At 63.1% G+C, this 12474-nt stretch carries 16 protein-coding genes; 3 read left to right on the forward strand and 13 right to left on the reverse strand.

Annotated elements, in window-relative coordinates; genetic code table 11:
- Positions 1–2 precede the first annotated feature (2 nt).
- Complete coding sequence (gene rsgA / locus ACODSU_RS20150; RefSeq protein WP_422849014.1) at positions 3–947, forward strand: ribosome small subunit-dependent GTPase A; 945 nt, start codon at positions 3–5, stop codon at positions 945–947.
- 51 nt (positions 948–998) lie between these two features.
- Here rsgA and ACODSU_RS20155 read toward each other — a convergent pair whose 3' ends face one another.
- From ACODSU_RS20155 to rpsP, 6 genes are all read right to left on the reverse strand, one after another.
- Positions 999–1985 carry a CobD/CbiB family protein gene (locus ACODSU_RS20155; protein WP_488844277.1) on the reverse strand — a complete coding sequence of 329 codons (987 nt, stop codon included), beginning with the start codon at positions 1983–1985 and terminating at the stop codon, positions 999–1001.
- 57 nt (positions 1986–2042) lie between these two features.
- A complete protein-coding gene (locus ACODSU_RS20160) occupies positions 2043–2762 on the reverse strand; it encodes a CoA pyrophosphatase (RefSeq protein ID WP_488844278.1) in 720 nt (239 codons plus the stop codon).
- Positions 2763–2859: 97 nt separating this feature from the next.
- Complete coding sequence (gene rplS, locus ACODSU_RS20165; protein WP_060986900.1) at positions 2860–3243, reverse strand: 50S ribosomal protein L19; 384 nt, start codon at positions 3241–3243, stop codon at positions 2860–2862.
- Positions 3244–3371: 128 nt separating this feature from the next.
- Entirely contained in the window at positions 3372–4130 is a 759-nt protein-coding gene (gene trmD, locus ACODSU_RS20170) for a tRNA (guanosine(37)-N1)-methyltransferase TrmD (RefSeq protein ID WP_488844280.1), read from the reverse strand.
- 29 nt (positions 4131–4159) lie between these two features.
- Complete coding sequence (gene rimM / locus ACODSU_RS20175; RefSeq protein ID WP_488844282.1) at positions 4160–4732, reverse strand: ribosome maturation factor RimM; 573 nt, start codon at positions 4730–4732, stop codon at positions 4160–4162.
- Between the two features lie 74 nt (positions 4733–4806).
- Complete coding sequence (gene rpsP / locus ACODSU_RS20180) at positions 4807–5058, reverse strand: 30S ribosomal protein S16 (protein ID WP_015013104.1); 252 nt, start codon at positions 5056–5058, stop codon at positions 4807–4809.
- 144 nt (positions 5059–5202) lie between these two features.
- Between rpsP and ACODSU_RS20185 the strand changes: the two genes are divergently transcribed.
- Entirely contained in the window at positions 5203–5724 is a 522-nt protein-coding gene (locus ACODSU_RS20185) for a GNAT family N-acetyltransferase (RefSeq protein WP_015013103.1), read from the forward strand.
- Positions 5725–5736: 12 nt separating this feature from the next.
- Positions 5737–6183 carry a TM2 domain-containing protein gene (locus tag ACODSU_RS20190; RefSeq protein WP_488844284.1) on the forward strand — a complete coding sequence of 149 codons (447 nt, stop codon included), beginning with the start codon at positions 5737–5739 and terminating at the stop codon, positions 6181–6183.
- Between the two features lie 126 nt (positions 6184–6309).
- On the opposite strand, the gene ACODSU_RS20195 is transcribed toward ACODSU_RS20190, so the two are convergent.
- The 7 genes from ACODSU_RS20195 to ACODSU_RS20225 form a co-directional block, all read right to left on the reverse strand.
- Positions 6310–7320 (reverse strand): inorganic phosphate transporter, encoded by a 1011-nt coding sequence (locus ACODSU_RS20195; RefSeq protein ID WP_056747483.1) that lies wholly within the window; start codon positions 7318–7320, stop codon positions 6310–6312.
- A gap of 19 nt (positions 7321–7339) precedes the next feature.
- A complete protein-coding gene (locus tag ACODSU_RS20200) occupies positions 7340–7987 on the reverse strand; it encodes a DUF47 domain-containing protein (protein ID WP_015013100.1) in 648 nt (215 codons plus the stop codon).
- A gap of 187 nt (positions 7988–8174) precedes the next feature.
- The gene (locus tag ACODSU_RS20205; RefSeq protein ID WP_015013099.1) at positions 8175–8537 is read right to left on the reverse strand and encodes a DMT family protein; all 363 of its coding nucleotides are present in this window, start codon (positions 8535–8537) and stop codon (positions 8175–8177) included.
- Positions 8538–8745: 208 nt separating this feature from the next.
- On the reverse strand, positions 8746–9474 hold the full coding sequence (locus ACODSU_RS20210) for an ABC transporter ATP-binding protein (RefSeq protein WP_015013098.1): 729 nt from the start codon (positions 9472–9474) through the stop codon (positions 8746–8748).
- Between the two features lie 2 nt (positions 9475–9476).
- On the reverse strand, positions 9477–10259 hold the full coding sequence (locus ACODSU_RS20215; RefSeq protein ID WP_015013097.1) for an ABC transporter ATP-binding protein: 783 nt from the start codon (positions 10257–10259) through the stop codon (positions 9477–9479).
- Between the two features lie 25 nt (positions 10260–10284).
- Positions 10285–11361, reverse strand: coding sequence for an ABC transporter permease subunit (locus tag ACODSU_RS20220; protein ID WP_015013096.1), 1077 nt, complete (start codon positions 11359–11361; stop codon positions 10285–10287).
- 13 nt (positions 11362–11374) lie between these two features.
- Complete coding sequence (locus tag ACODSU_RS20225; protein WP_015013095.1) at positions 11375–12304, reverse strand: branched-chain amino acid ABC transporter permease; 930 nt, start codon at positions 12302–12304, stop codon at positions 11375–11377.
- Positions 12305–12474: the final 170 nt, after the last annotated feature.

Here is a 12474-nt window from a genome sequence, read left to right on the forward strand (position 1 = left end):
CCATGGCTGAGCGCAGCGCCCTCATGGAAGGTACCGTGGTGGCCAGCCATGGGCGCCACTGCATGGTCGAGACCCCGGATGGGGAGCGCCGCATCTGCCACCCCCGTGGCAAAAAAAGCCAAGCCGTCGTTGGCGACCACGTGCTGTGGCAGGCACCGCCACCCGGCCAAGGCGAAGAAGGCACCATCGAAAAGGTCAAAGAGCGGCGCAATCTGTTTTACCGCCAGGACGAGATCCGCACCAAATCCTTCGCCGCCAATCTGGATCAGGTGCTCATCCTGATTGCGGCAGAGCCGGTGTTCTCGGAAAGCCAGCTGTCCCGCGCACTGATTGCGGCAGAAGCTGAGGGCATCAAGCCCATCATCGCCCTCAACAAGAGTGATCTGGTCGAGCCCTTCGCCCGCGCATGGGAGCGCCTACTGCCCTACCGACACATGGGCGCAGGCAAACACTACGGTGTACTGCCGCTGTCGCTGGCGCTGTCCAGCGATGTGGACCGCGCCCTGCTGATGGAACACCTGCAAGGCAAGACCACTCTGGTGCTGGGCCCGTCGGGCTCAGGCAAAAGCACCCTGATCAACCTGCTGGTGCCCGGTGCTTCTGTGCTGACTGGCGAAATATCGCAAGCGCTGAACTCGGGCAAACACACCACCACCAGCACCCACTGGTACTGGATGGATGCGGCGCGCACCACGGCGCTGATCGACTCGCCAGGGTTCCAGGAATTCGGGCTCCACCATATCGCCCCCATGCAGCTGGCCGCCTGCATGCCTGATATCGCCGAACACGCGACGGCCTGCAAGTTCTACAACTGCACCCACCTGCACGAGCCGGGCTGTGGCGTGCTGGATGCAGTAAAAAGTGGCCCAAGCGCTGGTGGAATAAGCCCTTCCCGCTACAAGATATATAGCGATTTATTTGAAGAGCTGAGCCACACCCGGTATTGATGGCCTCACCCCGAAGCGCTGCTCAACACAGCGTCCGCAGGCCGTGACCCGCTAGCCCAGCAAGCGCGCCAGCGTGAGCAACGCCAGCAGCAGCATCCAGACCACCACCGAGCGCCACACCAGGCCGACCACGCTGCGCAGGTGGCCCACTTCCGGCTCGCGGCCGGGGGTGGAGTCGCTGTCGCCCATGTCGGCGTCGATCTCCAAGCCCTGCGGTGCATGCAGCTCGGTGCGTGCCTTCAGCGCCTCACCGCCCAGGCGCACATTGATGGCCCCGGCTGTCGCGGCGAGCACCACACCATCGTTGTCGTTGGGAAACCGCTGCGCGTGAAAACGCCAGCCTTCAATCGCTTCTTCAAAGCTGCCCACCACCGCAAAACTCAGTGCCGTGAGCCGCGCCGGCAGCCAGTCGATGGCGGTCCAGGCCTGCGCCGAGGCCTGCTGCAGGGATTCGCTGGCCGGCAGCGCACCGGTACGCTGCTTGTAGTGCCAGTAGCGAGAGACAAATTCAGCCAGGCGATACAGCACCGCTCCCGTTGGCCCCAGCCCCAGCGCGGCCAGCACCGAGAACCAGGCCAGCACGCCAAACACGTGCCGGTGGGCGGCCAGCACCGAATACTCAATCACATGGCGCACGATCTCGCTGCGCGGCAGCGCGCCCACATCCACCTGCTGCCAGTGCGCGAGGCGCTCGCGCGCCGCATCTTCGTCCCCCTCTTCCAGTGCATCACGGATGCCAGTGAAGTGGTGGCTGAACTGCCGAAAGCCCAGCGTGACATACAGCACCGCCACACTCCAGAGCACTGCAAACGGCCAGCCCAGCCCCCACAAAAGCAGCCAGTGGATGACCAGCGTGACCAGTGCGGGAACGAGTACCGCGAGGCCCCACGCCACCCAGCCGTGGTGCGATTTTCCCGCGTCGAAATTGCGGCTCACGGACAGAGCCCACGCACGCAGCCCCGCATGGATGGGATTACTGCGGGCCAGGGGACGTGCCTGCTCGATCAGCAGAGCGAACAGGATGGCGAAGAAACTCATGGAGGGCAATGATACTGGCGCTTCGCCCTGGTGCACCCCATTGCGCGCACGGCAGCTTCAGGCCTGCATGAAGCGGTAGAAATTACGCAGCATGCCCGCCGTGGCACCCCAGATGAAATGGGTTTTGCCACCCTGCTCGTAGGGCATGGAGAACCACTCGCGGTGCACGCCATCGCGATCAAACACGTGGCGACGGTGATGGGCCGGGTCCAGCAAGAAGGCCAGGGGCACCTCGAACAGGTCGGCCACTTCATACGGGTTGGGCTGCAGCACGCAATCCGGCTGCACCAGAGCGACCACAGGGGTGATGATGAACGATGAGCCGGTCACATAGGTGGGCAAGGTTCCCAGCACCTCGACAAACGCACGGTCGAGCCCCACCTCTTCCTGTGCTTCGCGCAAGGCGGTGTCGGCCGGGCTGGCGTCTTCCGGATCGGCGCGCCCCCCCGGAAAGGCAACCTGCCCGGAATGGGTGGACAGATGTGCAGTGCGCTCCGTCAGCAGCACCATGGGTTGCTCGCGCAACACGATGGCCAGCAACACGGACGCATGGGCTGGCTCGCGGTTCATGAACTTCTTCTCCAGCACCACCTCCGGCACCCACTGGGGCGGCTGCGCAAAACGCGCGCGCAGTGCATCGGGCGTCTGCGCGGCCGGCGGCACGGCAGGCAGGTGCGCATCCACCCCGACCACCGGCACCACGCGGGGGTCAAAGTCGGGCAGGCTCGACAGAGGCGCGATGACCGATGAGACGGAGGGAGGAGAAGGAGGGTTCACAAGAAGCGAAGCAGGTTTTTGACGAACCAAAAAACAAAAAGCCGCTACAGGCTGATGCTGTAGCGGCTTGTCAGGACAGGCCCTCGCCTTGCTTGGATTAAGCGGCGGTGGCAGCAGCCTTGACGCGCGAAGGCAGCTTTTCCTTGATACGTGCCGACTTGCCGCTGCGGTCACGCAGGTAGTACAGCTTGGCACGGCGCACGTCACCACGGCGCTTGACTTCGATACTGGCGATCAGCGGGCTGTAAGTCTGAAACGTACGTTCCACGCCTTCGCCGCTGGAAATCTTGCGCACGGTGAAGCCGCTGTTCAGGCCGCGATTGCGCTTGGCAATCACCACACCTTCGTAAGCCTGCACGCGCTTGCGGTTACCTTCCACCACGTTCACGCTCACGATGACGGTGTCACCAGGGGCGAATTCGGGGATGGACTTGTTCAAGCGGGCGATTTCTTCCGCTTCCAGGGTCTGGATCAGATTCATGTGAGTTTCCTAGTGATCTTGTCCGCGCCAAAAATGGCTGCGTCGGGATTGACGTCTCAGTGTTTTGCGGGAGAACTCCCGGGCAAAACGGCCGGCCAGAGGATCGAAAAGCCTTTGATTATAGCAATTCAGCCGAGCTTGGCCAATACTGCTTCATCGGCGGGGGCCAAACGCCCTGCCTGGCGTGCGGCGTCGATGAGATCGGGCCGATGGCGGGCCGTGGTGGCCAGGCGCTGATCGCGCCGCCAGCGCTCAATCTGCGCATGGTGACCCGACAGGAGGGCTGCAGGCACCTGCTGCCCCGCCCACTCTTCCGGCCGGGTGTAGTGCGGGCAGTCCAGCAGGCCGTCCAGCGCGGGATTGAAACTGTCGAGCTGGTGGCTGCCCTCGTCATTGAGCACGCCGGGCTGCAGGCGCGCCACCGCATCCAGCAAGGCCATGGCAGGAATCTCGCCCCCCGAGAGCACGAAGTCGCCCAGGCTCATCTGCACAGTCACATGCGCATCGATGAACCGCTGGTCGATGCCTTCGTAGCGGCCACACAGCAACACCGCTCCCTCGCTGGCAGACCAGCGCTCCACCGCAGCGTGGTTCAGCGACTCGCCGATGGGAGAGAAAAGCACCACCGGCGCCTGGGTCTCCTCGGGCTCACCCCGCTCTGCCCGGATGTCCGCAAGGCAGCGCGCCAGGGGCTCGGCCATCATCACCATGCCCGGGCCGCCGCCAAACGGACGGTCATCCACCCGGCGGTAGTTGCCGTCGGCGTAGTCCCGAGGGTTCCACAGGCGCACATCGACCTGGCCGCTGGCGTAGGCGCGCCGGGTCACGCCGCTTGCCAGAAAGGGGGCAAACAGCTCGGGAAAGAGAGTAATGATGTCAAAGCGCATGGTGCGCGACGCGGCTCGGGGAGCGCCAGTCAGTAGTCGGGCTGCCAGTCGACGGTGATGCGCTTCTCGGCCAGATCCACCTTGTCCACAAAAGCCGAGACAAACGGAATCATGCGCTCTTGCGCCTTGCCGTCCTGCTCATAGGCCAGCACCAGCACGGTCTGGGGGCCGGTTGACATCAACTCGCGCACCTCGCCCAGCGCCACACCTTCACGGTTGACGACCGACAGACCGATCAGATCGACCCAGTAGTACTCGTCTTCGGAGGTGGATGGAAAGCTGGATCGCGGCACGAAAATCCGCGCACCGCGCAGCGCCTCTGCGCCATTGCGGTCGTCAATGCCCTGCGCCCAAGCCACCACGGAGTCCGAATGGTCCTTGGCCTGGCGAATGGGCAGCAGCACGGTACCGTTGAAGGTCTTGGCCCCGCGCTCGGAGGGCTGCAGGTACCAGCGTTTGGACGAAAAAAGTGCCTCGGGATTGCTGCTGTGCGGCAGCACCTTGAACCAGCCCTTGACGCCCCAGGCATCTGCAATGCGCCCTACTTCAACGGCGTCAGCAGGCAGTTCTGCGGGTTCGAGGGTCAGCGGTGTGGTGGCCATGGCAGTGAATCCAGAATGAGAAAAGGGCGGGTTCCGCCAGACCAGCCGACGGAACCCGCCCTTTTCGGGGAGCTTTAAGCAGCCTTCTTGGCGGCTTGCTTGATCAGGCGGTCCACCGTGGGGGAGGACTGGGCGCCCACGCCCACCCAGTAAGCCAGACGGTCTTGCACGATGCGCAGGCCTTCTTCGGATTCCTTGGCGGTGGGGTTGTAGAAGCCGATGCGCTCGATGAAGCGGCCATCACGGCGCACGCGCTTGTCAGCAACGACGATGTTGAAGAAAGGACGGCCCTTGGAGCCGCCGCGGGAGAGTCGAATGACGACCATGATTTATCCTTCGGGTGGTGAACTCCGGCAACATTTGCCGTAAGCCACAGTGTTCGCAACCATATTCGCAACGCTTGAGACACGCGACATGGCCACCCGGCCAGCGACACGCTGCAAAGCCCGCGATTATATCTATTTGTTCCAATGTCCACCATCCGCCCCAGCACCGACAGCGATATCCCCGCCATTACCGCCATTTACCAACACCATGTGCTCCACGGCACGGGCACGTTCGAGATCGACCCACCTTCCGAAGCCGACATGGCAGGCCGCCGCGCTGACGTGCTGGCGCGCGGCCTGCCCTGGCTGGTGGCCGAGCAGGACGGACAGGTGCTGGGCTTTGCCTATGCCAACTGGTTCAAGCCCCGTCCGGCCTACCGTTTCTCGGCCGAGGACTCGATCTACGTGGCCGACAGCGCCCGGGGCATGGGCCTGGGCCGCAAGCTGCTGGCCGAGCTGGCGGTGCAGGCCGAGGCCGTGGGCGTGCGCAAGCTGCTGGCGGTGATTGGCGACTCGGCCAACGCAGGCTCCATCGGCGTGCACCGGGCGTTGGGCTTTACCGATGTGGGCATCATGCGCTCGGTGGGCTGGAAGTTTGGCGCCTGGCGCGACATCGTGCTCATGGAAAAGACCCTGGGCGCGGGCGACACCACCTCCCCCGAATAACGCGACGCCCCCATGAAAAACAAAACCGTGGCGGCCTGGCTCGCCTTTGTGGGCGGGCCGCTGGGCCTGCACCGCTTCTATCTGCACGGCCTGTACGACATGCTCGGCTGGCTGCTGCCCATTCCCACGGCGCTGGGCATCTATGGCATCCAGCGGGTGCAGCAACTCGGCCAGGATGACCACTACAGCTGGGTGCTGATACCGCTGCTGGGCTTCACGATTGCCGCTTGTGCACTGCGTGCCATCCTGTATGCGCTGATGACGCCCGAGGCCTGGAATGCGCGCTACAACCCCAGCGCTACGCCCGATGCCGCACCGGGCAGGACGCAGTGGATCACCGTGGGTGCCATCGTGGTGTCGTTGCTGATTGGCACCACGGTGCTGATGGCCAGTCTGGCGTTCAGTTTTCAGCGGTACTTTGAATACCAGATCGAGGAAGCGCGCAAGATATCTCAGTGATCTGCCGACAGGCACCCAAACAAAAGCCCCATTGAATTCGCATTCAATGGGGCTTTTGGGCCAGTGCTGCCTGCCCTGAAAGCTATCTATTTAATAGCAATCAGAAGCACCTGGACATATCGCCCATCAGAACAGCTGCAGGCTGATCCAGTAGGCGACGGCGGCCACAAACGCACTGGCGGGGATGGTCAGAATCCACGCCCAGATGATGTTGCCCGCCACGCCCCAACGCACGGCGCTGGCGCGCTGGGTGGAGCCCACACCGACGATGGCGCCTGTGATGGTGTGCGTGGTGGATACCGGAATGCCCAGCGTGGTGGCCAGGAACAAGGTCAGCGCCCCGCCTGTTTCGGCACAGAAGCCGCCCACAGGCTTGAGCTTGGTGATCTTCTGGCCCATGGTCTTCACAATGCGCCAGCCGCCAAACATGGTCCCGAGGCCAATGGCCACGTAGCAGCTGATGATGGCCCAGGTGGGGGGCGAGGCATCAGACGCCGACGAGTACCCCGTGGCAATCAGCAGCAGCCAGATGATGCCGATGGTCTTTTGCGCATCATTGCCGCCGTGCCCCAAGCTGTAGGCGCCGGCGGACACCAGCTGCAGCCGGCGGAACCATTTGTCCACCTTGCTGGGGCGCGTGCGCCGGAAGATCCAGGCCACCGCCACCATCATGAGCGAACCCAGCGCAAAACCCAGCAGTGGCGAAACAAAGATGAACGCCACGGTCTTGAGGATGCCTGCCGAGATCAGCGCCCCCGCACCGGCCTTGGCAATCACCGCACCCACGATGCCACCGATGAGGGCGTGCGAGGAGCTGCTGGGAATACCGTAGTACCAGGTGATCACGTTCCAGGTGATCGCACCCACCAGGGCGCCAAACACCACGTGCGTGTCCACAATGCCGGGCTGCACGATGCCCTTGCCCACCGTCGCCGCCACGCTGAGGTGGAAGACGAAGATCGCCACAAAGTTGAAGAAGGCGGCAAACAGCACCGCCTGCGCCGGCTTGAGCACGCCGGTGGAGACCACCGTAGCGATCGAATTGGCCGCGTCGTGGAACCCGTTCATGAAGTCGAACAGGATCGCCAGGGCCACAAGCAGAACCACAACCCAGAGGGCCGTCTGTACGGTTTCCATACTGGTCAGCCTGCGGGGTTCAGGAGTTTTCGAGGACGATGCCCTCGATGCAGTTGGCCACGTCCTCGCACTTGTCAGTGATGGTCTCCAGAAGCTCGTAGATGGCCTTGAGCTTGATCACCTCGCGCACATCAGGCTCCTCGCGGAACAGCTTGCTCATGGCGCTGCGCATCACGCGGTCCGCGTCGGATTCGAGCTTGTCGATCTCCTCGCAGGTCTTGAGCGCAGCCTCGGCCACGGCCGGGTCGGCGATCTTCTCCAACAGCTTGACGGCATCGCGCAGGCGCTCGCAGCACTTGAGGCTCAGGTCCGTGAGGCGGGTGATTTCTTCCGTCATGTGGCGCACGTCGTACAGCGCCATGGTCTCGGCCGAGTCCTGGATCAGGTCGGCCACGTCGTCCATGGTGTTGATCAGCGTGTGGATCTGTTCACGGTCAATGGGGGTGATGAAGGTCTTGTGGATGGCCTTGTTCACCTCGTGCGTCACGCGGTCGGCAGCACGCTCGGCGTTGTCCACATCCTGGTTGTACTTGTCGCGCAGGTGCGGGTCGCTGTAGTTGGCCACCAGTTGCGAGAAGGCCCGGGCCGCCTCGACGATGCGGTCCGCATGCTGGTTGAACATTTCGAAAAAATTGCCTTCGCGTGGCAACAGCTTGGCAAACAGCATGGAGACTCCTGGATCGGGAACGAATGGTGAGAAAAGGCTGCGCCATGACAAAACCATGACGCTTTCGTGACCCGGCGAGTTTAACCGTGCGCCCTGCAGGGGGTTGATGCCGCTGCCTCATGCAGTCATGCCGCCCTGCGCACAGGGCCGCGGGCGGCGGGGCGACGCCCGCCCCGGCCTTCCGCCGTCAGGCGCCCCGGAAGATGAAATACACCGCGCCCACCAGACACAGCCCCGCCCAGAGGTAGTCCCATTTCAGGGGTTGGCCCATGTAGAACACAGCGAATGGCACAAACACGCCCAGCGTGATGACCTCCTGCATGATCTTGAGTTGCCCCACGTTGAACTGGGTGAAGCCGATGCGGTTGGCTGGCACCTGCAACAGGTACTCAAACAGCGCGATGCCCCAGCTGACGAGGGCTGCAACGTACCACGGCGAGGAGGCCAGGTTCTTGAGGTGCCCATACCAGGCAAAGGTCATGAAGATGTTGCTGGCGGTGAGCAGCAGCACAGTTTGCAGCGAGATGGGCAGGGACTGGAGCGCGTTCATGGTGAGGCGTCAGGGCTGAGAGAGTGAACGAATCGATCGATTATGAACAAAATCAGCCGATTGCGCCGGTGTTACATGCCTTGACAGCTATTCATTTAATAGCAACATTCGCTCGACTGCACCCGGCAGCAGGCGCAAAAAAGGCACTCCACTGGAGTGCCTTTCGGAGACAGCGGCACCGACAGGGCGGTGCGCGTGCTGCAGCGGCTTATTCGCCCAAGTAGGCGGCGCGCACCTTGGGGTCGTTCAGCAGTTGCTGGCCGGGGCCGGTCATGGTGATCAGGCCCGACTCCATCACGTAACCACGGTCGGCAATCGCCAGCGCGCGGCTGGCGTTCTGCTCCACCAGCACGATGGTCACGCCCAGAGCGTACACGTCACGCACCACCTCGAAGATCTTGTCCACCATGATGGGCGACAGGCCCATGGAGGGCTCGTCCAGCAACAGCACCTTGGGCTGGCTCATCAGCGCGCGGCCCATGGCCAGCATCTGCTGTTCGCCGCCGGACATGGTGCCGGCCAGCTGGTCCTTGCGCTCGCGCAGGCGCGGGAAGATGGTGAACATCTTCTCGATGTCGGCCAGGATGCCCGCTTTGTCTGAGCGTGTGTACGCGCCCATCTGCAGGTTTTCGGTGATGGTCATGCGCGCGAACACGCCGCGGCCTTCCGGCACCATGACCAGGCCCTTTTTCACCAGGTCCCAGGCGCCCTTGCCCTTGATGCTTTCGCCCAGGTACTCGATGTCGCCATCGTTCATCGCCAGCGTGCCGGTGATGGCCTTCATGGTGGTGGTCTTGCCGGCGCCGTTGGAGCCGATCAGCGAGACCAGCTCGCCTTCGCGCACTTCAAAGTCCACGCCCTTCACGGCCTGGATACCGCCGTAGGCGACCTTCAGGCCCTTGACCTGCAGCAGTACCTTGTTGGATTTTTCGGCCATTCTCAATGTCCTCCGGTGCCCAGATAGGCCTCAATCACTTTTTCGTTCTTCTGCACTTCGGCAGGGTTGCCCTCGGCAATCTGCTTGCCGTAGTCCAGCACCGTCACACGGTCGCACAGGCCCATCACCAGCTTCACGTCGTGCTCGATGAGCAGGATGGTGCGGTTGTCATTGCGGATGCGGTCGATCAGCTCGCGCAGCTGCACCTTCTCGGTGGCGTTCATGCCAGCGGCGGGTTCGTCCAGCGCGATGAGCTGCGGATCGGTGGCCAGCGCGCGGGCTATTTCCAGGCGGCGCTGGTCGCCGTAGCTCAGGGTACGCGCCTTGTAGTCGGCAAACTTGCCGATGCCCACGTAATCCAGCAGTTCCTGGGCACGCTTGGCAATCGCGGCTTCTTCTTCCTTGAAGCCCTTGGTCCGCAGCACCGCGCCCAGCAGGCCGGACTTGGTACGAATGTGGCGGCCCACCATCACGTTCTCGAGCGCCGTCATTTCGGCAAACAGGCGAATGTTCTGGAAGGTGCGGGCGATACCGGCCTTGGCCACTTCGTGCACGGCCGTGGGCTCGTAGGGCTTGCCGGCCAGCTCGAACGTCCCGGCGTCGGGGGTGTACAGGCCGGTGATCACGTTGAAGAACGTGGTCTTGCCCGCGCCGTTGGGGCCGATCAGGCCATACACCTGGCCACGCTGGATGGTGATGCCCACGTCGGACAGGGCCTGCAGGCCGCCGAAGCGCTTGGAGATACCGGCGACCTTCAGCACCACTTCATTGGATTTCTCTGTCATTGCTAACTTTCGGTGGTGTTCTTCTTCAGGTCTTCTGCGTCAGGCTCTTGCCGTGCTCAGGCGACGGCCACAGGCCGCGGGGGCGCATCAGCATGATGATGATCATCGCCAGGGCAATCAGCAGCTGGCGCAGGATGGCGGAGTCCAGGCGTCCGTCCGTCATGGCCTGCAGCGGGCCGGCCACATAGCGCAGCACTTCAGGCAGCGCAGACAGCAGCACGGCACCCAGGATCACGCCGGGGATGTGGCCGATACCGCCCAGCACCACCATGGCGACGATCATGACCGACTCCATCAGGCTGAAGGACTCGGGCGACACGAAGCCCTGGAACGCACCGAACATCGCACCCGACACGCCGCCGAACGAAGCGCCCATGCCGAAGGCCAGCAGCTTCATGTTGCGGGTGTTGATGCCCATGGCCTTGGCGGCGATTTCGTCTTCACGGATGGCCATCCAGGCGCGGCCGATGCGCGAGTCCTGCAGGCGGTAGCAGATGACGATGGAAACCACCACCAGCACCAGGAACAGGTAGTAGTACAGCGTGACGGAATTGATGTCGAAGCCGAACAGCTCCAGGCGCTTGCCCAGGTCCAGACCGAAGATCTTGACCGAGTCGATCTGACCCAGACCCTTGGGGCCGTTGGTCAGGTTGACGGGGTGGTCCAGGTTGTTCAGGAAGATGCGGATGATTTCGCCGAAGCCCAGCGTCACGATGGCCAGGTAGTCACCGCGCAGCTTGAGCGTGGGCGCCCCCAGCATGGCCCCAAAGAACGCCGCTAACAACGCCGCTACCGGTATCACGATCCACAGCGAGGTGTGCAACCCGTTGGGGAACATGGCAGCAAACGCCGCAAAGTTGTCCGCAAGGTGCGGCGACGCCATCAAGGCAAACAGGTAGGCACCCACGGCGTAGAACGCCACATAGCCCAGGTCCAGCAGGCCGGCGTAGCCCACCACGATGTTCAGGCCCAGGGCCAGCAACACGTACAGCAGGGCCAGGTCGGCAATGCGCACCCAGGCGTTGCCGAAGGATTGCAGGATCAGCGGCAGCACCAGCAGCGCCACGGCGCCGATGATCCAGTTGGTTTTGGTGTTCTTCATGGTGTGAGGCTCCTCAGGCGCGATCGGCCACACGCTCACCCAGCAGGCCCGAGGGACGCAGCGTCAGGATGATGATGAGCACGATGAACGCAAAGATGTCGGTGTAGTGGCTGCCCAGCAAACCGCCCGTGAGCGTGCCGATGTAACCCGAGCCGATGGCTTCGATGAGGCCCAGCAAAATGCCGCCCACCACCGCACCGGCCAGGTTGCCGATACCGCCAAACACCGCCGCCGTGAAGGCCTTGAGACCGGGCAGGAAGCCCATGGTGTGTTGTGCCGTGCCGTAGTTGGACGCGTACATCATGCCGGCGATGGCCGCCAGAACGGCGCCGATGATGAAGGTGGCCGAGATCACCATGTCGGGCTTCACGCCCATCAGGGATGCCACGCGGGGGTTCTCCGCCGTGGCGCGCATGGCGCGACCCAGGTTGGTGTGGTTGACCAGATAGACCAGCGAAGCCAGGGCCACCGCCGTCACACCCAGGATCAGGATCTGCGTGGGGGTGATGAAGGCGCCGCCCACCTGGAACGGCGTGCTGGGCAGCAGCGTGGGGTACGGCTTGTAGTTGGGCTTCCAGATGATCATCGCCAGCGTCTGCAGCAGGATCGACATGCCGATGGCAGTGATCAGGGGCGCGAGGCGCGGGCTGTTGCGCAGCGGCTTGTACGCAATCTTCTCGATGGTGTAGTTGAGGGTAGCAGCTACCACGCACGCGATGATGGTGGCCAGCAGCAGGATGGTCCAGCCCGGCGCGCCCGGCATGGCGGCCTGCATCATTCCAATACAGCTCCAGCTGGTGAGGGCGCCGATCATGAGCACCTCGCCGTGGGCGAAATTGATGAGTTGAATAATGCCGTACACCATCGTGTAGCCCAAGGCTATCAAGGCGTACATGCTGCCGAGTACCAGACCGTTGATGATCTGTTGCAGCAAAATGTCCATAAGAGAAGTCCTTCGTTTGTGACGTACCCACCGCTTTGGCACCGGAATCGGTACAGCCTTGTGGGCCCGACTGCCATCTAGCAAAAAACCCGCCAGGAATGCAGCTGTGCGGGTTTGTGGACGGGATTGTAGCGAGTAGTCACAACCGCCCCAATCCAAGCCGGGCGGGG

It is taken from the genome of Acidovorax sp. FG48 (genome assembly GCF_057809085.1).

Bases quoted from the DNA above. Each gene is read 5' to 3' on its own strand.
- rsgA (WP_422849014.1), top strand. From the start codon at position 3: ATGGCTGAGCGCAGCGCCCTCATGGAAGGTACCGTGGTGGCCAGCCAT.
- ACODSU_RS20155 (WP_488844277.1), bottom strand. From the start codon at position 1,985: ATGAGTTTCTTCGCCATCCTGTTCGCTCTGCTGATCGAGCAGGCACGT.
- rplS (WP_060986900.1), bottom strand. From the start codon at position 3,243: ATGAATCTGATCCAGACCCTGGAAGCGGAAGAAATCGCCCGCTTGAAC.
- trmD (WP_488844280.1), bottom strand. From the start codon at position 4,130: ATGCGCTTTGACATCATTACTCTCTTTCCCGAGCTGTTTGCCCCCTTT.
- rimM (WP_488844282.1), bottom strand. From the start codon at position 4,732: ATGGCCACCACACCGCTGACCCTCGAACCCGCAGAACTGCCTGCTGAC.
- rpsP (WP_015013104.1), bottom strand. From the start codon at position 5,058: ATGGTCGTCATTCGACTCTCCCGCGGCGGCTCCAAGGGCCGTCCTTTC.
- ACODSU_RS20185 (WP_015013103.1), top strand. From the start codon at position 5,203: ATGTCCACCATCCGCCCCAGCACCGACAGCGATATCCCCGCCATTACC.
- ACODSU_RS20190 (WP_488844284.1), top strand. From the start codon at position 5,737: ATGAAAAACAAAACCGTGGCGGCCTGGCTCGCCTTTGTGGGCGGGCCG.
- ACODSU_RS20195 (WP_056747483.1), bottom strand. From the start codon at position 7,320: ATGGAAACCGTACAGACGGCCCTCTGGGTTGTGGTTCTGCTTGTGGCC.
- ACODSU_RS20200 (WP_015013100.1), bottom strand. From the start codon at position 7,987: ATGCTGTTTGCCAAGCTGTTGCCACGCGAAGGCAATTTTTTCGAAATG.
- ACODSU_RS20205 (WP_015013099.1), bottom strand. From the start codon at position 8,537: ATGAACGCGCTCCAGTCCCTGCCCATCTCGCTGCAAACTGTGCTGCTG.
- ACODSU_RS20210 (WP_015013098.1), bottom strand. From the start codon at position 9,474: ATGGCCGAAAAATCCAACAAGGTACTGCTGCAGGTCAAGGGCCTGAAG.
- ACODSU_RS20215 (WP_015013097.1), bottom strand. From the start codon at position 10,259: ATGACAGAGAAATCCAATGAAGTGGTGCTGAAGGTCGCCGGTATCTCC.
- ACODSU_RS20220 (WP_015013096.1), bottom strand. From the start codon at position 11,361: ATGAAGAACACCAAAACCAACTGGATCATCGGCGCCGTGGCGCTGCTG.
- ACODSU_RS20225 (WP_015013095.1), bottom strand. From the start codon at position 12,304: ATGGACATTTTGCTGCAACAGATCATCAACGGTCTGGTACTCGGCAGC.